Consider the following 23,462-nt stretch of genomic DNA (forward strand, 5'->3'; position numbering starts at 1 on the left):
CGGAGGTCCCGCGATGCCGCACCCAACCGCCTGCCTCGCCCTCGCCGACGGGACCGTGTTCCACGGGATGGGCTTCGGCGCCGTCGGCACCGCCACCGCGGAGCTGTGCTTCAACACCGCCATGACCGGCTACCAGGAGATCATGACCGATCCGTCCTATGCCGGGCAGGTCGTGTGCTTCACCTTCCCCCACATCGGCAACACCGGCGTCACCCCCGAGGACGACGAGACCGCCGACCCGGTCGCGGCCGGCATGGTGGTGCGCTGGGACCCGACCGCGCCCTCGTCCTGGCGCGCCGCCGAGGACCTCGGCACCTGGCTCGCCCGCCGGGGCCGCATCGGCATCGGCGGCGTGGACACCCGGCGCCTCACCCGCGCGATCCGCCAGCAGGGCGCGCCCCACGTGGCGCTGGCCCACGACCCCGAGGGAAACTTCGATCTGGAGGCCCTCGTCGCTCAGGCGCGCGGCTTCTCCGGCCTCGTGGGCCTCGACCTCGCCAAGGAAGTGACGACCCGCCAGAGCTACCGCTGGGGCGAGGGCAAGTGGGCCTGGGGCGAGGGTAAGTGGGCCTGGGGCGAGGGCTTCGCGGCCCCGCGCCCGGATGCCCGCCACCGCGTCGTCGCCATCGACTACGGCGCCAAGCGCAACATCCTGCGCTCACTCGCCCACGTCGGCTGCGACGTCACCGTGCTGCCCGCCACCGCCACCGCCGAGGAGGTCCGCGCGCTGAACCCCGACGGCCTGTTCCTCTCGAACGGCCCCGGCGATCCGGCCGCCACCGGCGAGTACGCGGTGCCCGTGATCCGCGAGATGGTGGACAGCGGCCTGCCGGTCTTCGGCATCTGCCTCGGCCACCAGCTCCTCGCCATGGCGCTGGGCGCGCGGACCGTGAAGATGAACCACGGCCACCACGGCGCGAACCACCCCGTGCAGCGCCGCCGCGACGGCAAGGTGGAGATCACCTCCATGAACCACGGCTTTACCGTGGACGCCCAGACCCTGCCCGCGGGCGTCGAGGAGACGCACGTCTCGCTCTTCGACGGCTCGAACTGCGGCATCCGCCTGTCGGGGCGCCCCGTGTTCTCGGTGCAGTACCACCCCGAGGCCTCGCCGGGGCCGCAGGACAGCGCCTACCTGTTCGACGACTTCGCCGCCGCCATGGACCGGGCCAAGGACGACGCGGCGGCTTAACGCCGCGTTAACCACCGCCGCGCAGGGTCGGCGCCATGACCGCCCTGCCGCCCTCGCGATCTCTCCGGCCCGTGGCCCTGGCCTCCACCGGCCTGCGCCGCACCCTCGGGGCGATCCTCCTGGCGCGGGGCGTCGTCACCCCGGGCGAGCTGGCCCGCGCCCTCGACCTCCAGCTCGCCGAAGCCGCGATGCTGGGCGAGATCCTCGTGGCCCACGGCATCGCCCCCGAGGGCGCCGTGCTCGACGCCTTGGCCGAGCAGCTCGGGCTGGGCCGCCTCCACGCGCTGCCCGACGCGGGCGCCGCCGCGCTGGCCCTCGTGCGGAGGATGCCCCCCGCCCTCGCGGTGCGCTTCCGCGCCGTGCCCGTGGGCCGCGTCGGGGGCGCCGTGCTGATCGCCACCGCCGCGCCGGAGCGGATGGACGAGCTGCGCGCGGCCCTGCCCCCCGCGCTCCTGCCCTGTCGCTTCGCGGTCGCCTCGCGCGCGGCCGTCGAGCGGCGCATGGGCGAGGCGATGGGCCCCGCGCTCGCCCGCCGCGCCGAGTGCCGCCCCCCGCGCGCCATGAGCTGCCGCGACTGGGAGCGCAGCCGCGCCGGCACCCTCGTGACCGGCGCCGCGGTGCTCGCCGCCGCCGCCTTCGTGCTCGCCCCCGCCGCCGCGGTCCAGGCCGCCACCCTCGCCGGGCTCGCCGCCATGGCCGCGAACCTCGCGCTGCGCCTCCTCGCCCTCCGCGCCCTGCGCCGCGCCCCCGGCCCGGCCTTCCGGACCCGGCGCGGCGAGGCCGCCGCCCCCCTGCCCCGCCTCTCGATCCTGGTGCCGCTCCACGACGAGCCGCGCATCGTGCCCGCGCTGCTGCGCCGCATGGAGGCGCTGCGCTACCCCCGCTCCGCGCTCGAGGTCCTGCTCGTGGTCGAGGCCGGCGACCGCGCCACCCGCGCCGCCTTGGCGGACGCCGCCCTGCCCGCGTGGATGCGCGCCGTCCCCGTGCCCGACGGCCGCCCCCGCACCAAGCCGCGCGCCATGAACTACGCGCTGAACTTCGCGCGCGGCGACTTCGTGGGCGTGTTCGACGCCGAGGACGCCCCCGAGGCGGACACGCTCCTGCGCGTCGCGCGGCGCTTCCAGGCCGCGGGCCCCGACCTCGCCTGCCTCCAGGGCCGGCTCGACTACTACAACGCCTCGCGCAACTGGATGGCCCGCTGCTTCGCCATCGAGTACGCGACCTGGTTCCGCCTCGTGCTGCCCGGCATCGCGCGGCTCGGCCTCGTGGTGCCCCTCGGCGGCACCACCGTGTTCTTCCGCGGCATTAGGTAGCAAAAGCACCAACCATTCAGAATCAATGCTTTAGCAATCCAATGTCACATATGCTTGCCCATATGATAGCATATGTAGCTGATAATATTGAACTTTTCTCGATTTCTTGTTGCTGCGATGGAGCGTTCGGATTACCTCGAACCCAAGGGAGGGTACGTTGGACGATTCTGTTAGGATTGACCGCAGACGAACTGAACTTGCGAAGCTGAACGAACAGCTTGCGCAGGATATCGAGAATTCGCAGAAGCAAATTTCGCTAAACAAAAGCGAGATAGAAGAATTGGATCACGTCAGTAGCGTGCTCGCCCGTCTACGGGGGACCGCAAGGGCGCGACCGAAACCGCGTATCCCAAAACCTCCGGAGACTCTTAGCAGCGCGGAAGTGGAACAGGGCAAGATCACTGTTGGAGTAATGATCGAAACGGTTCTCCGCGATTCCGGACAGCCCTTGCGCCCTCCCATGATCGAAAGCCTCGCACGAGAAAGGTTCGGTCGAGACTTTCACGAGAAGCAAATCGGAAAGGAATGCTGCCGCTTATTCGACATAGGCCGCTTGCTCAAAGATGACGTTACTAAGGAGTACAGTCTTCCACCGGAGTGGGACGACGAACCGACTCATAGACCCAGATCGTCGCCCCAACCTTACCCCAACCTCGCGGAAGGCCGTGAAGCCGCGCAGGGGGATGGCAAATGACCCGCTGACGCGGGCGAGCATCTACGGGGGCAGTCCATCGGGTGATGGCGGTGTCACTTGCAGGGCGCCCGGCGGGGTTCGATTCCCCCTGCCTCCACAGATGCCCTACACTAGCTACGGCTACCTTACTGGTCAACGTTCACAATCGTGGAAGGTGGCCCAGTTATGCCGCTTTCAAGAAACGATATCCCCCGGCCTTCCAGCGCTGATTTCATCGCCTTCAAATTGTTAACCACAGGCGTCCGGCGCCCCTTCTCAAAGTCTCGTACGGTCGAGAGGGAAACCGACGCAGCTTCGGCCAACGCGCCCTGCGAGATATCTAACCAACCGCGCGCTGCGCGACACTGCTCAGGAGTCATGGATGCTTGATGGCGCACCGTCCATACATAGTCAACGTCAACGAAAACCGTTGACTCAAGTAAGGGCAACGCATATCACCAACGCCAACGAAAATCGTTGGCAAGGAGATCATGCAACACTTCCTCCTTTCACCCAAGGCACGGGACCTTCCCGTAAGCCGGGTCGCCCGGATGGGCGAGGAGGAATCGTATGCGTTGTTTTGCCAAATTCGCTGGCAGGAAACTGATGGGCAGCCGTTCTGTCCCCGATGCGGTGCCCTTGAACCCTACGCGATAACTACGCGGCGAAAGTATAAGTGCCGAGGATGCTATCACCAGTTCAGCGTCACGAGCGGCACGATCTTCGCCAGTCGGAAGCTGGCGTTCCGCGACATCCTCCTAGCTCTGGCGATCTTCGTCAACGGAGCGAAGGGTGTCCCGGCTTTGCAGCTCTCTCGCGAGTTAGGGGTGCAGTACAAAACCGCCTTCGTCCTGGCCCATAAGATCAGGGAGGCGATGGCTGACTATCAGGCGGAAATCAGCGACCTCAAAGGTGAGGTAGAGGTCGATGGCGCCTACTTCGGTGGTCATGTCCGCCCGAACAATCGGCGCCTCCATCGGGTAGATCGCCGCCGAAAGGAGAACAAGAGTTCGAAGCGCCGCGTGGTGGTAGTCGGACGTGAGCGTCGGGGGCGGACGTTCGTGGTGGTCAAAGCGCGAGAAGCGGACGCGGTGGATACCCTTCGCAACCGCATCGAGGACGGTTCTGTTGTCTTCGCGGACGAGGCGGCTGCTTGGGATGACTTTCACATCGAGTTCGACACCCGGCGGATCAACCACAACGAAGCATACTCGGCTGACGGGGCCTGCACGAACTCAGCCGAATCGTTCTTCTCTCGCCTTCGTCGCGCGGAGGTGGGCGTTCACCACCATATCTCAGGCAAGTACCTCGCTGCTTACGCGGGTGAGATGGCGTGGCGGGAGGACAACCGCCGTGCAGGCAATGGTGCGCAGCTACGTGGCGCTACCAGTCTGGCGCTGGCTCACGGCGTTAGCCGGACTTGGAAGGGATACTGGCAGCGCAAAGCAAGTAGTGAACGATGACCTGAATTTCTGGCTAGGTTGAGGATTAATACCTCTACCGAGTATTCTGATCCGAGGAGAATAAGGAATCAATTATGGCGCGCTTTCTTGCATGGAAATATGCGCCGCCCAGAATGCAGAACACACCGAAAATAGCGGCTGCAAGGCAGAAGCCACCAAAAGCGTCCCAACGTTGGTTCGTGGAACTAAGCCACCTCTCCGCAAGTACCCAGCCAGATCCAGATAGCAGGAACATACCGAACCCTCCCGCGACTGCTGCTAGGCCATCGAACACTTTGACGTTTGCAACATCGTCTCGTGTCACTGCGACTGTTTCCAGACGCCTCTCGATGTGAGTATGGGATAATAGGGCACCCATCGGTCGATGTACGTCAAGCGCACGTGCTTGTTCGACTTCCCTCGATTCAGTCTCAGAATCAGTCATCCTGCGTCCACCGACGCATTTGCTCCGCAATATCATTTCCGGAGTCTAAAATCCCCGCAGCTATAGCGTTAATCAAATGAGTATTGCCGCAATTAGAACAAACCAATCCAATATTTGGATATACAGTACCTCCGAGGATCACGTTGCCGCCCTTGTACGGGTTTAGCTGAATGAAGTCTGGAAGCACGGTCCACGAACGTGCGCCGCAAATGCTACACTTACCTATCAAAGTAGCTCGTTCATTTATCCACGATTTAAACTTCTCTTTATGCTCGTCGGTGAGCTTGTAGTCATTCGTATGTGCAGGTTCTACCATCCGAACGGACTCCGACAAGGTACAGTTCCTATTGTGCTCACTTCAAGGTCCACACGTATCTACGCGCACTGTCTTTCTCTCCATTAACGATACCTCGCTCCCTCAATAATCGCATTGCCTTAGAAACACGCCTCGTTACCTCAATGACCATTCTCTGATCCCGAATATCCTTCCCTTCTTCGAGGCATATTCGCTCAGACAAATCCCGACTGGTTAGAGGCTCCCCTTTTCGGAGTTCTCGGAGAAGAAATTGGCGGAGTTCATTTCGCGCAAATATTACAAGCCGTGCCTGCCTAGGCTGTCGCGACTCGAGATTACCTTCATAGCCAAGGGCGTCAAGAACACGGTCGATCGCCGAGACATCGTTGAATAACTCAGCTTGTTGCTGCCGCAGCGCAACTAGCTCTCCCATGATCTCATCACGCTTCGAAAGCAGGCCGCTAACTGTATGTTGGGTCATGTAGAGATAGTAACGTTCTACACCTGCGCGATCACCCACGTCGATGGTGCGTTTGCTACCTAATGCCGTTCTTCCGCCGCCGCGCGCTCGAGGCGGCGGGCGCGTGGGACGCGCACAACGTCACCGAGGACGCCGACCTCGGCGTGCGCCTCGCCCGCGCCGGCTACCGCACCGAGGTGATCGGCGTCACGACCATGGAGGAGGCCGCCGCCGCGCCAGGCGCCTGGGTCCGCCAGCGCTCGCGCTGGATGAAGGGCTACATGATGACCTGGTCGGTCCACGCCGCGCGCCCCGTGGCGCTCCTGCGCGACCTCGGCTGGCGGCGAAGCTTGGGCTTCCACGCCCTGTTCCTCGGCGCGATCCTGAACGCGGCGTTCCTGCCCTTCATGTGGTCCACCCTCGTGATGACCTTCGGGGTGCCCCACCCGGTCGCGCGCGGGATGCCCGAGGGCTTCGCCTGGGGCCTCGCCGTCGCCATGCCCGCCATGACGCTCCTCAACATCGCCGTGGGCCGCGCCGCGCTCCGGGCCGAGCACCACCGCCCCCTCCGCCGCTGGGTGCCCACGATGGAGCTCTACTTCCCGCTCGCCACCCTCGCCGTGGCCCGCGCCGCCGTGGAGCTGGTGCTGCGCCCGTTCCACTGGGAGAAGACGGCCCACGGAGCCTTCGGCGGAGCCGACGCGGACGCGGGCGCGGACACGGCCGACCCGCCCGCCCCGGCCCCGGTGCGCCCCCTCCGCCTCGCCCGCGCCGCCTGAGCTAGCGTCAGGCCTCGGCGAGGTGGCGCAGCCGCACCTCGAACGCCTCCGAGAGATGCCGGCGCAGCGCCTCCGCGGCGCCCTCCTCGTCGCGCCGGGCGATCGCGGCCACGATGCGGTCGTGCTCCGCCAGCGCCGCCGCGTCCCGCCCCGGCACCGCCAGCGAGGTGGTCGCCATCAGCGCCATCGACCGGTGCACGATGCCGAGCTGCTGCACGAGGAAGCGGTTGTGGGACGCGCGGTGGATCTGCATGTGGAACCGCCGGTTCGCCAGCGACAGGGCCGCGGCGTCGCCCAGCAGCGCCCGGTCCTCCGCGGCCATCGCCGCGAGCACCCGGATCTCCTCGGGCGCGGCGTGGCGCGCCGCCAGCCGCGCGGCCAGCGCCTCCAGCTCCGTGCGCACCGCATAGAGCTCCGCCATCTCGTCGTGGCCCAAGGAGGCCACGATCAGCGAGCGCCCCTCGCGGCGCAGGAGACTCTGGGTCTCCAGCCGCTGCAGCGCCTCGCGGATCGGCGTGCGCGAGACCCCCAGCCGCTCGGCCAGCTCGGACTCCACCAGCCGGTCGCCGGGCCGGTAGAGCCCGCGGTCGATGGCGTCGAGGATCATGGCATAGGCGTCGGCGGGCGGCGGCATGGGCGGCGGGACACTCCGGATGGTGCCGGACCCTACCGGGGCGCGGGCTTGCGGCGCAACCGCGCCGGGCTTACGCGGCCCCCATGCACCCCGCCTTCGCCCACGTCCGCACCTGGGTCTTCGACCTCGACGAGACGCTCTACCCCCCCGCCGCGCCCCTGTTCCCGCAGATCGAGGCGCGCATGGAGCGGTGGATCGTGGACCTGCTCGGCGTGACGCAGGCCGAGGCCGCGCGCCTCCGCCGCTCCTGGTGGGAGCGGCACGGCACCACGCTGGCCGGCCTCATGCGCGAGCACGGCATCGACCCGCACCCCTTCCTCGCCGACGTCCACGACATCGACTTCGGCGCGCTCCGGCCTGACCCCGCGCTGGCCGAAGTCCTCGCCGCCCTTCCCGGGCGCCGCATCGTCCATACCAACGGCACGGCCGCCTACGCCCGCCGGGTGCTGGAGGCGCGCGGCCTCGCGGACGGCTGGGACGCGGTGCACGGCGTCGAGGAGGCGGGCCTCCACCCCAAGCCCGACCGCGCCGCCTTCGAGGCGGTCTGGGCGCTCGACGGCCTCGACCCCCGGGCGGCGGCGATGTTCGAGGACAGCGCCCGCAACCTCCTCGTCCCCCACGAGAGCGGCATGGCCACGGTCCACGTCGCCCCCGCGCGCGCGGAAGGGGATCACGTCCACCACCACGCCCCCGACCTCGCCGCGTTCCTTCGCCGCATCGCTGGCGCCTGATGCCGCGGCGCCCTAGGTCCGGGGCATGGACTTCGTCACCGACATCGCGATCTCGGGCGCCGGCCCCGCCGGCCTCGCCGCCGCCTGCGCGCTCGGCGCCGAGGGCATCCACGTCACGCTCCTCGACCCGGCGCCCCCCGTCACCGGCGAGGACCTGCCCGGCGCCGACCTTCGCACCGTCGCCCTCCTGCAGCCCGCCCGCGCCTTGCTCGACCGCGCCGGCGCGTGGGACGCCCTCGCCCCCCACGGCACCGAGCTGCGCGTCATGCGCATCGTGGACGCCTCGCGCGAGCCGCCCGTCGCGCGCGACTTCGAGGCCGGCGACGTGGGCGAGGCGCAGTTCGGCTGGAACTTCCCCAACTGGCTCCTGCGCCGCGAGCTGCTCGCCCGCGCCGAGGCCCTGCCCGCGGTCGACCTCCGCCTTGGCACCGGCTTCGCCTCCCTCTTCGCCCGCGAGAGCGGCATCCGCGTCACCCTCACCGACGGCACGAAGCTCGCGGCCCGCCTCCTCCTCGCCTGCGACGGACGCGACAGCCCCGTGCGCCACGCGGCGGGCATCGAGGCCACCACGCTCGACTACGGCCAGACCGCCCTCGTCTTCGCGGTCGCCCACGCCGCCCCCCACGAGGGCGTCAGCACCGAGGTCCACCGCTCCGGCGGCCCCTTCACGCTGGTCCCCCTGCCGGACCGCGAGGGGCGCCACCGCTCCGCCGTGGTGTGGATGGACCGCGCCGAGGCGCAGCGCCGCCGCCAGGCGCTCGACCCGGCCGCCTTCGCCGCCGAGGTGCAGGACCGCTCGGCCGGTATCATGGGCGCGCTCGACGTGGTCTCGAAGCCCCAGGGCTGGCCGATCCGCACCCGCGCCGCGCACCGGATCACCGCGCGCCGCGTGGCGCTCGCCGCCGAGGCCGCCCACGCCATGCCGCCCATCGGGGCGCAAGGCCTGAACACCTCGCTCGCCGACGTCGCCGCCCTGCGCGACCTCTGCGCCGACCGCGAGGCGATCGGCACGGACGCCATGCTCCGCCGCTACGATCGCGCCCGTCGGGGCGACGTCGCCCTGCGCCTCGCCGGCATCGACGCCCTCAACCGCGCCTCGATGTCGGGCGGCCTGGGCGGCCTGCGCGCGCTAGGGGTCGGCGCCCTCCACGACATTCCAGCGCTGCGGCGGCTGGCGATGCGGATGGGCCTCGGCACGTCCTGACGCCCCGCGCCCAACGCCCCGGCCTAGCGCCGGGGCCTCGGCCATCCACGAGCGTTCCGCTCCGCGGCCATCGTCGACGGCAACCAGAGGCCCCAGATCAAGTCCGGGGCGTCCCTAACCTTCCTCTGGCCGCAAATACCTCGGGGTCCGGGGCAGAGCCCCGGCGATACCCGCTACCCCGGAAACACGTCGTCCAGCACCCGCCCCAGCCGCCCCGCGGTCCCCTCCACGTCCCGCAGCTTGTCCAACCCGAACAACCCCAGCCGGAACGTGGCGAAGTCCGCCGGCTCGTCGCACTGCAGCGGCACGCCCGCCGCGATCTGCACGCCGCGCTTCGCGAACGCCGCCCCCGACTTCACCTCGTCGGACGGCGCATAGGTCACCACCACGCCCGGCGCCCCGAACCCCTCGGCCGCGACCGAGCGAAGGCCCTTGGCGGCCAGCATCCCCCGCACCCGGTCGCCCAGCGCCCACTGCGCCTCGCAGGCGCGCTTGAGCCCGAAGCCTACCGTCTCCGCCATGGCATCCCGGAACACCCGCAGGGCGTCGGTCGGCATGGTCGCGTGGTAGGCGTGCCCGCCGCCCACGTAGGCGTCCATGATCGACAGCCACTTGGCGAGGTCGATCGAGAAGCTGTCGCTGCGCCGCGCCTCGACCCGCTCGCGCGCGGCCTCGCTCAGCATCACCAGCCCGGCGCAGGGCGAGGCGCTCCACCCCTTCTGGGGCGCCGAGATCAGCACGTCGACGCCGGCCGCCCGCATGTCGACCCACACGCAGCCCGAGGCGATGCAGTCGAGCACGACCAGCGCGCCGACCTCATGCGCCGCCTCCGCCATCGCGCGGATGTAGGCGTCGGGCAGGATCACGCCCGCCGAGGTCTCCACGTGCGGCGCGAACACGACGTCCGGTTTCGTCTCGCGAATGCGCGCGGTCACGTCCTCGATGGGCGCGGGCGCGAAGGGCGAGCGGCTGTCGTTGCCCTCCTGCCGGGCCTTCATCACCTCGACGCCTTCCGTGAAGGCGCCCGCCTCCATGATCTGACTCCAGCGGTAGGAGAACCACCCGTTGCGCACCACCAGCGCCCGCGCGCCCTGGCCCAGCTGCCGCGCCACGGCCTCCATCGCGAAGGTGCCGCCCCCGGGGATCACGGCCACGTGGTCCGCGCCGTAGACCCGGCGCAGGCCGCCGTGGATGTCGCGCATGACCTCTTGGAAGGTCTTCGACATGTGGTTGAGCGAGCGGTCGGTGAAGACCACCGAGAATTCCTCGAGCCCCTCGGGATCGACGTCGTCGAGCAGTGCCATGGCGGACCTCCGTTGTGCGTCGGTGGTGCCACGGGCGCGCCGCGGTGGGCAAGACGGCGCGGGGGGCGGTCGCGGAGTGCCACCCCTCCGTCAGCGCCACCCGCCCCGGCCCTGCGCCGGGGCCTCCGCCAGCCACCGTCGCCCCACCCCGACCCGAAGCGCCAACGGCACCCAGAGGCCCCGGGTCAGGCCCGGGGCGCGGAACGCGGACTGGCCCTCGAACCGTCCCCCTCCCAACGGTCACAAAGGCCCCGGCCGCCGCTCCTCGCTCAGCATCACGTTGGCCTCGATCTCGCCCACTCCCGGCAGCGCCATCACCCGCCGCCGCAGCACCCGCTCGAAGTCCGCCAGATCGCGCGCCACCACCCGCAGGCGGTAGTCGTAGCGCCCGAGCACGTGCTCCACCCGGCGCACCTCGGGAATGGCCGAGACCGCGCGCTCGAAGTCCTCGACCCCGACCCGCGCCCGCGCCGCCAGCTTCACGCCGAGGAACACCGTCACCCCGAAGCCCAACTTCTCCAGATCGAGGCTCAGTTCCCGCCCCGCCAGCACGCCCGCCTCGCGCAGCCGCTGAAGCCGCCGCCACGTGGCCGGCTGGCTCAGCCCCACCGCGCGCCCCACGGCCCCCGCCGACAGCATCGCGTTCCCCTGCACCACCCGCAGGATCGCCCGGTCGGTCTCGTCGAGCGCAATCACCCTCCGCTCCCGATCCTTGCTTCCAAAATACCTCCGGGGTTCGCGGGCTTCCCGGGATCGGTCCAGTGGACCGATCCGCCCGCGAACGGGCGAAGCCCTGCGCGAACGCGCCGGGGGGCAGAGCCCCCTCCGACGCCCCCGGTCTGCACGGGGGGTGTACGGGGGGTGCACGCCCGGCGCCCCCCCGCCGCCATTCGCCGCCTAGACGGGCAGGATCGCATCGGTCTTCACCTGCGCCACATGCATCAGCGGCTCCACCTCGGCGATGTGCGGAAGCGCCAGGATGCGCGTCCGCCAGATGCGCTGCCAGTCTGCCAGATCGCGCGCCACGACGGCCAGCCGCACGTCCACGCGGCCCAGAAACGTCTGGATCTCCACCACTTCCGGGATCTCGCGTGCCGCCGCCAGGAAGGCATCGAGCGCCCGCGGGTCGGACTTCTCCAGCGTGAAGCGCAAGCTCACCTCCACCGACCAGCCCGCCGCGCGCCAGTCGACGACCCCGTGCACGCCGCGCAGGACGCCGGTCTCGCGCAGGCGCTCGATCCGGCGCGAGGCGTGGGACTGGCTGATCCCCACTCGTGCCGCCAGTTCCGTGACTTGCGCCTCGGGTTCGGCCTGCCAGTGGCGCAGGAGGGCGCGGTCGGTGGCGTCGAGCATGACATATCCCGGAATGGCCGATTCCGCGAATGGCTACCTCGGAACGCCCCGCCCCGCAAACCCCCGCCCCGGTGGCCTCCGCGCGCAGCGCCTCGTAAGCCGCCCCCAGCATCGGACAGGAGAGACACCATGCGCGTTTACTACGACCGCGATTGCGACGTGAACCTCGTCAAGGACATGAAGGTCGCCATCCTCGGCTACGGCAGCCAGGGCCACGCCCACGCGCTGAACCTGCGCGACTCGGGTGCCAAGAACGTGGTCGTGGCGCTGCGCGAGGGCTCGCCGAGCCGCGCCAAGGCCGAGGGCGAGGGCCTCAAGGTCATGGGCATCGAGGAGGCCGCGGCCTGGTGCGACCTGATCATGTTCACCATGCCCGACGAGCTGCAGGCCGAGACCTACCGGAGATATGTCCACGACAACCTGCGCGACGGCGCCGCGATCGCCTTCGCCCACGGGCTCAACGTGCATTTCGGCCTGATCGAGCCGAAGGCAGGCGTCGACGTCATCATGATGGCGCCCAAGGGCCCCGGCCACACGGTGCGCGGCGAGTACCAGAAGGGCGGCGGCGTGCCCTGCCTCGTGGCCGTCCATCAGGACGCGAGCGGCAAGGCGTTGGAGATCGGCCTGTCCTACTGCTCGGCCATCGGCGGCGGCCGCTCGGGCATCATCGAGACCAACTTCCGCGAGGAGTGCGAGACCGACCTCTTCGGCGAGCAGGCGGTGCTCTGCGGCGGTCTGGTGGAGCTGATCCGCATGGGCTTCGAGACGCTGGTCGAGGCGGGCTACGAGCCCGAGATGGCCTATTTCGAGTGCCTGCACGAGGTTAAGCTGATCGTGGACCTGATCTACGAGGGCGGCATCGCCAACATGAACTACTCGATCTCGAACACCGCCGAGTACGGCGAGTACGTCTCCGGCCCCCGCATCCTGCCCTACGACGAGACCAAGGCGCGGATGAAGGCGGTGCTGCGCGACATCCAGACCGGCAAGTTCGTGCGCGACTTCATGCAGGAGAACAGCGTCGGCCAGCCCTCGTTCAAGGCCACCCGCCGCCTCAACGACGAGCACCAGATCGAGCGCGTCGGCGAGAAGCTCCGCGAGATGATGCCGTGGATCTCGGACGGCAAGATGGTGGACAAGGCGCGGAACTGACGATTCCCTATTTTTTCTTCGCAAATACAGTACTTTGCACGGACATAAAAATAGCAGGGGGCGGTGCGCCGCCCCCTGCAAACGCGCCCCGGTGATGGGCAAGCGCGCCTCCGCGCCCTAGCTCCGACCCATGGTCACCACCGACGCTCCCGTCTCCGCGCCCACCCGCGCCAACTACCTCTCCGTGCTGGCCCTCGGGCTGATCTGGGGCGGCACGTTCATGGTCGTGAAGATCGCCCTCGGCGGCTATGGGCCCGTCACGGTGGCCGCCGCGCGCACCACGCTCGGCGCCGTGGCGCTCGCCGGTCTCGCAGCCCTCATGGGGCGCCCCCTGCCCCGGCCCTCGCGCTCCCTGGCCCTGTTCGTGGTGCTGATCGGGATCGCCACCGCCGCCCTGCCCTTCTTCCTGCTCTCCTGGGGCCAGCAGCACGTTCCTTCCGCCTTCGCGGGCCTCACGATGGCGGTCCTGCCCCTGTTCGTGCTGCCCCTCGCGCACTGGCTGGTGCCCGGCGACCGGCTGACCTGGCGAAAGGCGGGGGGCTTCGCGATGGGCCTCCTGGGCGCCGCCATCCTGCTCGGCCCGGGCACGCTGGCGGCGGCCGGGGGCGACCTCGAGGCGCTGGGCCGGCTGGCCTGCCTCGCGGCCACGGTCTGCTACGCCGCGGGCTCGATCCTGACCCGCCGCTGCCCGCCCGTGGACGGCATCTGGCTCGGCGCGCTGACGCTGATCGTGGGCGCCGCGATCCTGGTCCCGGCGATGCTGGTGGTCGAAGGCGTGCCCGGCGGCGCCCCCCCGGGCGTGGCCGCGGCGATCGTGTTCCTTGGGCTGGTGCCCACGGCGCTGGCCGCGCTCCTGCGGGTCGAGGTGATCCGCTCGGCCGGCCCCAGCTTCATGACGCTGGTGAACTACCAGGTGCCCGTCTGGTCCATGGTGTTCGGCTGGCTGGTCCTGTCCGAGGCCCTGCCCGGCCGCTTCTTCCTCGCCCTCGCGCTGATCCTCGGCGGCCTGGCGGCGAGCCAGTGGCGGACCCTGCGGGCGCTCTTCTAGGCGGCGGCGCCGCGCACCGCGTCCGCCACCTCGTCGATCACCGCGTTCAGGAGGTCGGGGTCCTCGGCCTCGGCCATGACGCGGATCTTGGGCTCCGTGCCCGAGGCCCGGATCAGGAGCCGCCCGCTGCCCACCAGCCGCGCCTCGGCGTCGGCGATGGCCCGCTTCACCGCGGGCGCGTCGAGCGGCTGGGAGCCGGCCTCGTAGACCACGTTCTCAAGCTTCTGCGGCACCGGCTCGAAGTTGTGCATCAGCTGCTCGGCGGTGGCGCCGGTGCGGACCATCTCGGCCGCGAACTGGAGGCCTGCGATCAGCCCGTCGCCGGTGGTGGCGTAGTCGGTCATCACGATGTGGCCCGACTGCTCGCCGCCGAGGTTGAAGCCGCCCTTGCGCATGGCCTCGACCACGTGGCGGTCGCCCACCTTGGTGCGGTGGAGCACGATGCCGCGGGCGTTCAGGAACCGCTCCAGCCCGAGGTTCGACATCACCGTGGCCACAAGCGCCGGCCCCTGGAGGCGGCCCTCGTCCGCCCAGCGCTCGGCGAAGAGGGCCATGATCTGATCGCCGTCCCCCACCCGGCCGCGCGCGTCGAGCAGCATCACCCGGTCCGCGTCGCCGTCGAGCGAGATGCCCAGGTCGGCCCGGTGCGCGACCACCGCCTCGGCGCAGGCCTCGGTGTGGGTCGAGCCGCACAGGCGGTTGATGTTGGCGCCATCGGGGGCGATGCCGATCGGGATCACCTCGGCGCCCAGCTCGGCCAGCACCGTGGGCGCGGCCCGGTAGGCGGCGCCGTTGGCGCAGTCGACCACGATCCTGAGGCCTTCCAGCGACATGCCGGCGGGGATGGTCGTCTTGACGTACTCCACGTAGCGCCCGCGCCCGTCCTCGATCCGGGTGGCGCGGCCGATGTTGGCGGCCTGCGCGGGGGCGACGCCCTCCTCAACCAGCCGCTCGATCTCGGCCTCGGCCTCGTCGGACAGCTTGAAGCCGTCGGGGCCGAAGAACTTGATGCCGTTGTCCTCGGCGGGGTTGTGCGAGGCGGAGATCATCACGCCCAGGTCGGCGCGCATGGAGCGGGCCAGCAGGCCCACGGCGGGGGTGGGCACGGGGCCCATCAGCAGCACGTTCATGCCGGTGGAGGTCAGGCCGGCGGTCAGCGCGTTCTCGAGCATGTAGCACGACAGGCGCGTGTCCTTGCCGATCACCACGCGGTGCCGCTGGTTCGCGCCCTCGCGGCGGAAGTAGCGCCCCGCGGCGGCGCCGAGGCGCAGCGCCGTCTCGGCGGTCATGTTGCCCTGGTTGGCGCGCCCGCGCACACCGTCGGTGCCGAAAAGACCCATCGCCTCAGTCCTCCTCCTGGACGGCCCGCCACAGCGCAAGCCCTTGCGCGATCTCGGGAACGTCGTGGATGCGGTGCCATTGCACCCCTTTGCGCACGGCGTCCAGCGTCAGCGCCAGCGTGCCGGGCATGCGGCGGTCCGACTGTGGCGCGGCGCCGACACGTCCGATGAAGCCCTTGCGCGAGACGCCCAGCAGGATCGGCACGCCGAGGCCGTGGAACAGGGGCAGCGCGCGCAGGAGCGCGAGGTTGTGCGGCTCGGTCTTGCCGAAGCCGATGCCGGGGTCGGCCATGAGGCGCCCGTCCGGGATGCCCGCCGCCCGCGCCGCACCCAGGCGGGCTTCGAGGAAGTCGTACACGTCCAGCACCACGTCGTCGTAGCGCGGCGCGTCCTGCATGACAGCCGGGTCGAAGGGACCGTGCATCAGACACAGGGCGGCATCCGAGTCCGCCACGGTTCGCAGCATATGGGGGTCGAAGGTGCCACCCGACACGTCGTTGACCACCGCGGCCCCGGCGCCGATCGCGCGGCGCGCGGTCTCGGCGCGGCGGGTGTCGACGCTGACGCGGCGGCCCCCCAGCATCTCCAGAACGGGGGCGAGGCGGCGCCACTCCTCGTCCGCCTCCACGGGGGCGGCGCCGGGGCGCGTGCTCTCGGCGCCCACGTCCACGAGGTCCGCGGCCTCCATCGCGGCGGCGGCGCGGGCGGCGGCCTCGGGCGCGAAGTGCCGCCCGCCGTCCGAGAAGCTGTCGGGCGTGACGTTGAGGATGCCCATGATCCGCGTCCGGTCGTGGGGGAGGCCGGCGAAGGGCGGGCGCGGCGCGGTCAGGCGCGCGAGGAGGGCGTCGGGCAGGCTCTCGGCGGAAACCGTCTCTGGCGGGCGTCCGCGGCGCAGGAGGCGCGCCTTCGCGAAGCGCACCGGGCCGCCGGCGAGGGGCAGGCCCTCGGGGCCGGGGATCGGCAGGGCGTGGGTCATGTTTCCACCGCCACCGCACCGAGGTCGGTGGCGATCCAGCGCGCGAGCGTCTCGGGCGCCACGTCCTCGGGCGGCCGGGTCGCGTCGCGCACCATCCGCGCGGGCGCCCAGACCGTCAGCGCACGGGTGCGCAGCGCGTGGTCCAGCTCGGTGCGCGAGGACACCACGAGGCAGCGCGGGTCGCGCCCGGCGAGCTGCCAGCCAGCCACCTCGTAGGCCAGAAGGTCGATGCGCCGCTGCGCCGCCGGATGGGCGGCCCCGGGCAGCCCCGGCGCGGGCACGGGCAGGACGAGGACGGGCGCGCGTTCGGCCAGCGCGTCCAGCCGCGCCCCCAGCGCCGCGTCGTCCAGCGCGCCGGCGTCGAGCAGCACGACGACGGGCCGCGGCGGCGCGTCCCCGGTGGCGGCCTCTGCCTCGCCCCGGGCGCGCTCGATCTCCACGCCGAGGACGTGGGGCCCGCGGTCGAGCTTCTCGATGCGCACCGACACCCGCTCGGCGCGGCGGTGCGCCAGCACGCGGGCGGCGATGCGCTCGGCCAGCGTCTCCAGGAGGCGCAGGCGCTCGGCGCCGAGCTCGGCGTCGATGGCGGCCAGAAGGGTGTCGTAGCTCAGGATGCCGTCCACGTCGTCGGAGGCCACGGCGCCGGCGTCCGCGCGCACCTCGGCCACCACTTCGAAGCGCAGGCGTTGGAGGCGGCCCCGCTCCTCCTGGAAGGCGCCGATCTCCACCTCGCGCAGGTGCTCGCGCAGGAAGATGCGATCGGCGGCGTGGGGCATGGGGCGTCCTCGGAAGCGGGCTTCAGTTCACCGTCGTGCCCGGGGCGCGCGCAAATAAAAAGCCCCCGCTCGCGGGGGCCCTGGGGGTCGCAGGATGGACCGCGGCGCTCAGGCGCCGGGGATCTGCTTGTAGAAGATGTGGATGCCGACCTGCGCGGTGCGCGGATAGACCTTGGCCCAGTAGGGATCCACGTAGTCGGCGTGGTAGTGCGTGGCGTCCGCGGTCAGGGCGCGGGGGGCGCCGTCCACCATGAGGCGGGCGATCTTGCCGGCACGCTCCCAGGCGTCGCGCTCGTGGATCGCTTCGGGCAGGCCGTCGCAGGTGTAGGAGAACTGGCAGGCGTGGAGGCGGCCGGTGCCCTGGTTCACGACCTTGCAGATCGTGTCGGGGTAGCGGCGGCTGTCGACGCGGTTCAGGATCACCTCGGCCACGGCGTACTGGCCGGGGATCGGCTCGCCGCGGGCCTCGAAGTAGATCGCCTCGGTGAGGCAGCGCCATTCGGCGTTCCCGGTGGCGCGGTCCATGTCGGCAAGCGCGGTGCGCGTCATGGGCAGGTCGTCGTCGCGGTCGTCCCCGGCGGGGGCGGTGAGCGGGCGGACGCGGCGGTCCAGCAGCGAGCCGCGGGGCTCCTCCTCGACCAGCGAGGCCATCCGCATGAATCCGTCGGTTCCGCGGGAACTCATGACCGTCTCGATCCGTTGGATTTCGCTGTCCGTGGCGAAGGTGGACTGCGCGCTCGCTGCGACGGGCAGCAGAGCGACGATCACGGCCAAGGCGGCCGCGCGCATTTCGAAGCGCATGTGGTATTCCCCATCCGTTCGGACGGTGCCGGCCTAGCGTTTTCGCCTTATGGAACCGTTACCGTCCAACCCCGTTTGTCTGTGGGCGGGGACTTGGCAGGCGCGTGGCCATAACGCAACGGGGCGGGGAAACCTTACTCGCCTTTAAGGATGTGCTTGCGCCGTGAAATTGCGGATTCTCGCCGATCGACAGGACGGTTCCGGCAGAACCCTGCCGTCAGCCCGCATCTCCGCGTGCCAGAAGCGTCGCCTGAGCGGCCGCGAGCTTCGCGATCGGCACCCTGAACGGTGAGCAGGACACATAGTCGAACCCCGCGAGGCGGCAGAACGCGATCGATTCGGGGTTTCCGCCGTGCTCGCCGCACAGCGCGAGCGTCACCGACGCGCGCGCCTCGCGTCCGCGCCGCGCGCCGAGCAGCAGCAGCTCGCCCACCCCGTCCACGTCGAGCGTCTGGAACGGATCCTCGGGATAGACCCCCTCGTTGACGTAGGCCGACATGAAGCGGCCCGCATCGTCGCGGCTGAGGCCATAGGTCATCTGCGTCAGGTCGTTGGTGCCGAAGCTCAGGAACGCGGCCGTCTCGGCGATCTCGCCGGCGCGAAGGGCCGCGCGGGGCGTCTCGACCATCACGCCGAGGCGGTAGCCGAACTTCGCGCCCCGCTCGGCCTTCACGGCGGCGGCCACGGCCTCGATGCGGCGCGAAACCAGCTCCACCTCCTTGCGGGCGGTGACGAGCGGGATCATGATCTCGGGCACGATCACCGCGCCCTGCGCCACGGCGTCCACAGTGGCCTCGAAGATGGCGCGGGCCTGCATCTCGTAGATCTCGGGCACCGAGATGCCGAGGCGCACGCCGCGCATCCCCAGCATCGGGTTGTATTCCTGCAAGGAGCGGATGCGCGCGCGCACCTCGGAGATCGGGCGGTCCAGCGCCTCGGCCAGCGCGCGGATGCCCTCGCCCTCGGAGGGCAGGAACTCGTGCAGCGGCGGGTCGAGCAGGCGGATGCAGACCGGCAGGCCGTCCATGATGCGGAACAGCTCGGTGAAGTCGTCGCGCTGCATGGGCAGGAGGCGTTCGAGGGCGGCGGCGCGGTCCTGCGGGTTCTCGGCGAAGATCATCTCGCGCATCACCGTGAGGCGCGCCTCGTCGAAGAACATGTGTTCGGTGCGGCACAGGCCGATGCCGTCCACGCCGAAGGAGCGCGCGAGCGTCGCGTCCCCCACGGTGTCGGCGTTGGCGCGCACGCCGATGTCGCGGATCTGGTCGGACCAGGACATCAGGTCGCCGAAGGCGCCGTCGAGCTGCGGCTCCAGCATCTCGGCCCGCCCGCGCAGCACCTCGCCGGCGGTGCCGTCGAGGGTGATCTCGTCGCCCGCGCGCAGCACGGTGCCGTCCGGGAAGCGCAAGGTCCCGAGGCGGTCGTCGACCTGCACCGAGGTGGCGCCGGCCACGCAAGGTAGCCCGAGGCCGCGGGCGATGACGGCGGCGTGGGAGGTCATGCCGCCGCGCTCCGTCAGCACGCCGTCGGCGGCATGCATGCCGCGCACGTCGTCGGGCGTGGTCTCGCGGCGCACGAGGATGCAGGGCTCGTCGCGTGCGAGCGCGGCCTGCGCCTCGGCGGATTCGAACACGACGCGGCCCGAGGCGGCACCAGGGGATGCGGCGATGCCCCGGGCGAGCACGGCGCGCTCGGCCTCGGGGGCGATCTGGCGGTGGAGGAGGCGCCCGATGGTGGCGGGGGTCACGCGGCTCACGGCCTCGGCCCGCGGGATGATGCCGTCGCGCGCCAGCCCGGCAGCGATGGCCACGGTGGCGCGGGCGTCTCGGGGGCAGCGCACCGCGTCGAGGATGTAGAGCCGGCCCTGATCGATGGTGAACTCAACCTGCATCTCCTCGCGCAGGCGACGGCGGCACTGGGCGCCGGCCTCGCAGAGCTCCGCGAAGACCTCCGGAAGCAGCTCTTCGAGCGAGGGGCCGCGCGGGTCGCGGGTGAGGTACATGGCCTTCTCGCCAGCGCGAAGGGCGTCACGGCCCAGCGCCTGGCCGAGGTAGCGGCCCGTGACCTGCGGCTCGCCGGTGACGGGCGAGACGAACTGCACCACGCCCGAGCCGGATTGCCCCGCACCCATGCCCTGCACCATGCGCTGCACCACCAGCCCCAGGCCGGCGTCGGCGGGCGCGCCCTTGGCTTGGCGCAGGAGACGGGCGGAGGTGCCCTCCCAGGCGCGGGCCATGGAGCGGAGCACGGCCGCGAGCTGGTCGCGGACGTCCTGGGGGAACGGCGCCTCGGCCTCCTCCTCGTAGATGCGGACGGCCTCGGCGGGGGTCTCGGCATCCAGGAACGGGGCCTCGTCGAGGCGCATCGTCTCGATCGCGAAGCTGCGGATGAAGCGCAGGTAGAAGCGGTCGGCCTGCTCGCAGCCCAAGGTCTCGCGGCCCCACTGGTGCACGGCGTCGTTCATGCCGAGGCCCAGCACGGCGCCGGGGCCGCCCCAGTCTGCCGCTTCGGACGAGGAGCGGACGGACAGCAAAAGCGGCCGGGTGTCGAACTGCGCGAGCATGGTCGAGAGGTCGGGCATGCCGCCCTCGGCGATCTCGCGCACGGTGCGGAACGGGATCGCCACGGTGCGCGGCACCGGCAGGCCCATGCGCACGAGCCGCTGGAGGCACTTGGCACGGCGGCCGAAGCGGTTCGCCGCGATGTCCGCGGTCGGGGTGATCTCGGTGAAGCCGGGCGTCTCGAGCATGTCAGTTACCTCGCACACGCAGCATATAGCGTTGCCGCGTTGCAGCGAAAGGGTCGGGCCAACGCTACATGGCGTCCGCCGATGCACAAAACGTTAATTTCCCCAGCGTCATGGAGTGCGCGGGGGCGTTGCGCCCCCGCCGCGATCCTCAGGCGAGTCGGTCGAGGGCGGCGATGCGCTCGCAGGTGCGCACGATGGTGGAGAGCATGTTGAGCCGGTTGCGCCGCACCACGGCGTTGTCGCTGTTCACCTGCACGGCCTCGAAGAAGGCGTCGATGGGCGCGCGCAGGCGGGCCAGCTCGGCCATGGCGGCGGGGTAGTCCTCCGAGCCTAGGGCTGCGTCGATGCGTGGGCCGGCCGCATCGAGCGCGGCGAAGAGCGCGCGCTCCTCGTCCGTCTCCGCCAGCTTCGGCTCGCCGCCGTAGGAGTACTCGACGCCGTCCTGTGCCTCGGCCTGGGTCAAAATGTTCTTCGCCCGCTTGTAGCCCTGCACGAGGTTGCCGCCGTCCTCGGTGGCGAGCACGTCGTTCAGGGCGCGCGCGCGGCCCACGAGGTCGGCGAGGTCGTCGGTCCGCTCGCCGGTCAGCACGGCGTCGATCACGTCGTGACGGATATTCTCGTTCTTAAGGTGGACCTTGAGGCGGTCGTGGAGGAAGCCCCTCAAGAACCCTTCGAGTTCGATCGGCTCGGCCATGCCGGAATAGTCATCAGGATCATCCGGGTTTGGTGGACGCACGCCGTGGGCGGTGAAGGCGGTGCGCATCGGCCCCCAGAGCGGGAACGCCAACCCGTTTTCCAACACCAACCGGATCACCCCCAGCGCCGCGCGCCGCAGCGCATAGGGGTCCTTCGACCCCGTGGGCTTCTCGTCGATCGCCCAGAAGCCCGCCAGCGTGTCGATCTTGTCGGCCAGCGCCACCGCCACGCTGACCGGCGAGGTGGGCACGTCGTCGGACGGGCCGAGGGGCTGGTAGTGCTCCTGCGCCGCGGCCGCGACCTCGGGGGCCTCGCCCGCCGCCTCGGCGTAGCGGCGGCCCATGAGGCCCTGCAGCTCGGGGAACTCGTAGACCATCTCGGACGACAGGTCGGCCTTGGCCAGCCGCGCCGCGCGCTCGGCCTGCGCGGGGTCGGCGCCCACCGCGGGCGCGATCTCGCGCGCGAGGGCGGCGATGCGCTCGATGCGCTCGGCCTGCGACCCGAGCTTCGCATGGAAGGTGACGCTCCGCAGCTTCTCCAGCCACGCGCCCATCCCCGCCTTCGCCACCGCGAGGTCGTTCTCCCAGAAGAACAGCGCGTCCGCGAGGCGCGCGGCCAGCACCCGGCCGTTGCCAGCGAGGATCGTCGCCCCGTCGTCGGCGGTCTCGCGGTTGGCAACGGTGATGAAGCGCACGATGCGCCCCTCGCCGTCGCGCACCGAGAAGAACTTCTGGTGCTCCTTCATGGAGGTCCGCAGCACCTCGGGCGGCAGCGCGAGGAAGCGCTCCTCGATCCGGCCCATCAGCACCACGGGCCATTCCACCAGCCCGGCCACCTCGCGCAGCAGGCCCTCGTCCTCGACCAGCTCCAGCCCTGCGGCGAAGGCCCGGTTGCGGGCCTCCTGCCCGATGATCTCCATGCGCTCCTCGGCGTCGAGGATCACGTGGGCGCGGCGCAGCTTGGCGGCGTAGTCGTCGAAGCCCGAGACCCGGATCGGCCCTGGCGCCATGAAGCGGTGGCCCTCGGTGACGTCGCCCGCCTCGATGCCGTCGATGTCGAGGGGCACGACCGTGGCCCCCTCCTCGTTCGACAGGATGCACAGGATGCGGCGCAGGGGGCGGACCCAGCGCAAGGTTCCGTCACCCCAGCGCATGGATTTGGGCCAGGGGAAGCCGCGCACGGCCGCCTCCAGCACCTCGGCCACGATGGCGGGCGCCTCGCGGCCCTCGCGGGTGATGCGCGCGACGTAGTGCTCGCCCTTCTTGTCGCTGGCCGTCTCGAGCTGGTCGCGCGTGATCCCGGCGCCGCGCAGGAACCCCTCGACCGCCTTGTCGGGCGCGCCGACCTTGGGGCCGCGCCGCTCCTCCACGGTGGTGGGGCTACGGTCGGTCAGGCCTTCCACGGCCAGCGCGAGGCGTCGGGGCGTCGCGTGGGCGGTGGCGCCGCGGTAGGTCAGGCCCGCCTCGACCAGCCCGTCGGTGACGAGGCGGCGCAGGTCGTCGGCGGCCTTCGCCTGCATGCGGGCGGGGATCTCCTCGGAGAAGAGCTCGATCAGGAGGTCGGGCATTCAGCGGTCCTCGAGGGGCTGGAAGGTCGCACGGTCCGGGCAGGCCGGGGCGGTGGCGGAGCCGTCGTAGGCCTTGGCGCCGCAGTCGTTCAGCTCGTGCCACGCCCACCCCCGCCCGTCGCGGGCGAGCGCCACGACGCGGTCCACGCCGTAGGCGGCGTCGGTCCAGGCGGTGTGAGCGGTGGCCTCGCCGCTCTCGATCAGGGCGGCGATGGCGGCGGCGTCAAAGCAGTCGAACCAGCCGGGGGCGACGGTGGGCGCGGGGCGCGGGCGGTCGGGCGCCTCGTGGGGCGGCACGTCGTGGGTGAAGCAGGCGCGGAAGCCCAGGGGCGAGGAGCGCGAGACGATGGCCTCCACGTCCCAGGCGGCGAGCGGCACGCGCCGGCCCTCCTCCTCGAGGGTGAGCGTCACCGGGCCCTCGACCCGGTCCCAGTAGGCGTAGGCCTGCGAGTACCACAGCCCCGCGCCGCCGATCAGGCAGGCGAGCAGCAGAGCGATGACGACGACCTTGCCCACACGCGCCTCCTCGGGG

The 23,462-nt window shown here is 70.8% G+C and carries 20 protein-coding genes; 8 read left to right on the top strand and 12 right to left on the bottom strand.

Going from position 1 to position 23,462, the window contains the following annotated elements:
* Window positions 1-13: 13 nt before the first annotated feature.
* Window positions 14-1,192, top strand: coding sequence for a glutamine-hydrolyzing carbamoyl-phosphate synthase small subunit (gene carA / locus K3554_RS14070; protein WP_259941320.1), 1,179 nt, complete (start codon window positions 14-16; stop codon window positions 1,190-1,192).
* Between the two features lie 71 nt (window positions 1,193-1,263).
* Complete coding sequence (locus tag K3554_RS14075; protein WP_259941322.1) at window positions 1,264-2,505, top strand: glycosyltransferase; 1,242 nt, start codon at window positions 1,264-1,266, stop codon at window positions 2,503-2,505.
* Between the two features lie 819 nt (window positions 2,506-3,324).
* Here the strand turns inward: K3554_RS14075 and K3554_RS16870 are convergent.
* A complete protein-coding gene (locus K3554_RS16870; RefSeq protein WP_409197321.1) occupies window positions 3,325-3,558 on the bottom strand; it encodes a helix-turn-helix domain-containing protein in 234 nt (77 codons plus the stop codon).
* 108 nt (window positions 3,559-3,666) lie between these two features.
* Between K3554_RS16870 and K3554_RS14080 the strand changes: the two genes are divergently transcribed.
* A complete protein-coding gene (locus K3554_RS14080; RefSeq protein WP_259945966.1) occupies window positions 3,667-4,641 on the top strand; it encodes an IS1595 family transposase in 975 nt (324 codons plus the stop codon).
* 1,262 nt (window positions 4,642-5,903) lie between these two features.
* The gene (locus K3554_RS14085) at window positions 5,904-6,599 is read left to right on the top strand and encodes a glycosyltransferase family 2 protein (protein ID WP_259941325.1); all 696 of its coding nucleotides are present in this window, start codon (window positions 5,904-5,906) and stop codon (window positions 6,597-6,599) included.
* Between the two features lie 7 nt (window positions 6,600-6,606).
* Here the strand turns inward: K3554_RS14085 and K3554_RS14090 are convergent, their stop codons facing one another.
* Entirely contained in the window at window positions 6,607-7,233 is a 627-nt protein-coding gene (locus K3554_RS14090; RefSeq protein WP_259941326.1) for a GntR family transcriptional regulator, read from the bottom strand.
* A gap of 83 nt (window positions 7,234-7,316) precedes the next feature.
* Here K3554_RS14090 and K3554_RS14095 point away from each other — a divergent pair, with 83 nt between their 5' ends.
* Both K3554_RS14095 and K3554_RS14100 read left to right on the top strand, forming a co-directional pair.
* Window positions 7,317-7,964: a pyrimidine 5'-nucleotidase gene (locus tag K3554_RS14095; RefSeq protein ID WP_259941328.1), complete on the top strand. Its 648-nt coding sequence runs from the start codon at window positions 7,317-7,319 to the stop codon at window positions 7,962-7,964.
* Window positions 7,965-7,989: 25 nt separating this feature from the next.
* Window positions 7,990-9,168, top strand: coding sequence for an FAD-dependent monooxygenase (locus K3554_RS14100; RefSeq protein WP_259941330.1), 1,179 nt, complete (start codon window positions 7,990-7,992; stop codon window positions 9,166-9,168).
* Window positions 9,169-9,341: 173 nt separating this feature from the next.
* Here the strand turns inward: K3554_RS14100 and K3554_RS14105 are convergent, their stop codons facing one another.
* From K3554_RS14105 to K3554_RS14115, 3 genes are all read right to left on the bottom strand, one after another.
* Window positions 9,342-10,472: an aminotransferase class V-fold PLP-dependent enzyme gene (locus tag K3554_RS14105; RefSeq protein WP_259941332.1), complete on the bottom strand. Its 1,131-nt coding sequence runs from the start codon at window positions 10,470-10,472 to the stop codon at window positions 9,342-9,344.
* 240 nt (window positions 10,473-10,712) lie between these two features.
* Window positions 10,713-11,168: an Lrp/AsnC family transcriptional regulator gene (locus K3554_RS14110; protein ID WP_259941334.1), complete on the bottom strand. Its 456-nt coding sequence runs from the start codon at window positions 11,166-11,168 to the stop codon at window positions 10,713-10,715.
* A 201-nt stretch (window positions 11,169-11,369) separates the two neighbouring features.
* Window positions 11,370-11,825, bottom strand: a complete 456-nt coding sequence (locus K3554_RS14115) for an Lrp/AsnC family transcriptional regulator (protein WP_259941337.1) — start codon at window positions 11,823-11,825, stop codon at window positions 11,370-11,372.
* A 129-nt stretch (window positions 11,826-11,954) separates the two neighbouring features.
* On the opposite strand from K3554_RS14115, the gene ilvC reads away from it, so the two are divergent.
* Window positions 11,955-12,977 (top strand): ketol-acid reductoisomerase, encoded by a 1,023-nt coding sequence (gene ilvC / locus K3554_RS14120; RefSeq protein ID WP_259941339.1) that lies wholly within the window; start codon window positions 11,955-11,957, stop codon window positions 12,975-12,977.
* A gap of 130 nt (window positions 12,978-13,107) precedes the next feature.
* Entirely contained in the window at window positions 13,108-14,025 is a 918-nt protein-coding gene (locus K3554_RS14125) for a DMT family transporter (RefSeq protein ID WP_259941341.1), read from the top strand.
* Here K3554_RS14125 and glmM read toward each other — a convergent pair.
* The 7 genes from glmM to K3554_RS14160 all read right to left on the bottom strand — a co-directional run bounded on the left by glmM (window position 14,022) and on the right by K3554_RS14160 (window position 23,446).
* Complete coding sequence (gene glmM, locus K3554_RS14130; RefSeq protein WP_259941343.1) at window positions 14,022-15,365, bottom strand: phosphoglucosamine mutase; 1,344 nt, start codon at window positions 15,363-15,365, stop codon at window positions 14,022-14,024. The two genes, K3554_RS14125 and glmM, sit on opposite strands and share 4 nt — an antisense overlap.
* Window positions 15,366-15,369: 4 nt before the next feature.
* Complete coding sequence (gene folP / locus K3554_RS14135) at window positions 15,370-16,341, bottom strand: dihydropteroate synthase (protein ID WP_259941345.1); 972 nt, start codon at window positions 16,339-16,341, stop codon at window positions 15,370-15,372.
* Window positions 16,338-17,117 carry a dihydroneopterin aldolase gene (locus K3554_RS14140; RefSeq protein WP_259941347.1) on the bottom strand — a complete coding sequence of 260 codons (780 nt, stop codon included), beginning with the start codon at window positions 17,115-17,117 and terminating at the stop codon, window positions 16,338-16,340. The genes folP and K3554_RS14140 overlap by 4 nt, the downstream gene beginning before the upstream one ends.
* Before the next feature lie 108 nt (window positions 17,118-17,225).
* On the bottom strand, window positions 17,226-17,918 hold the full coding sequence (locus tag K3554_RS14145; RefSeq protein WP_259941348.1) for a cell wall hydrolase: 693 nt from the start codon (window positions 17,916-17,918) through the stop codon (window positions 17,226-17,228).
* Window positions 17,919-18,135: 217 nt separating this feature from the next.
* A complete protein-coding gene (locus K3554_RS14150; protein WP_259941349.1) occupies window positions 18,136-20,667 on the bottom strand; it encodes a pyruvate, phosphate dikinase in 2,532 nt (843 codons plus the stop codon).
* A gap of 148 nt (window positions 20,668-20,815) precedes the next feature.
* On the bottom strand, window positions 20,816-22,930 hold the full coding sequence (glyS, locus tag K3554_RS14155) for a glycine--tRNA ligase subunit beta (protein WP_259941350.1): 2,115 nt from the start codon (window positions 22,928-22,930) through the stop codon (window positions 20,816-20,818).
* Window positions 22,931-23,446: a DUF6446 family protein gene (locus K3554_RS14160; protein WP_259941352.1), complete on the bottom strand. Its 516-nt coding sequence runs from the start codon at window positions 23,444-23,446 to the stop codon at window positions 22,931-22,933.
* Window positions 23,447-23,462: the final 16 nt, after the last annotated feature.

The sequence above is a fragment of the Jannaschia sp. W003 genome (genome assembly GCF_025144335.1).
Lineage (GTDB): Bacteria > Pseudomonadota > Alphaproteobacteria > Rhodobacterales > Rhodobacteraceae > Jannaschia.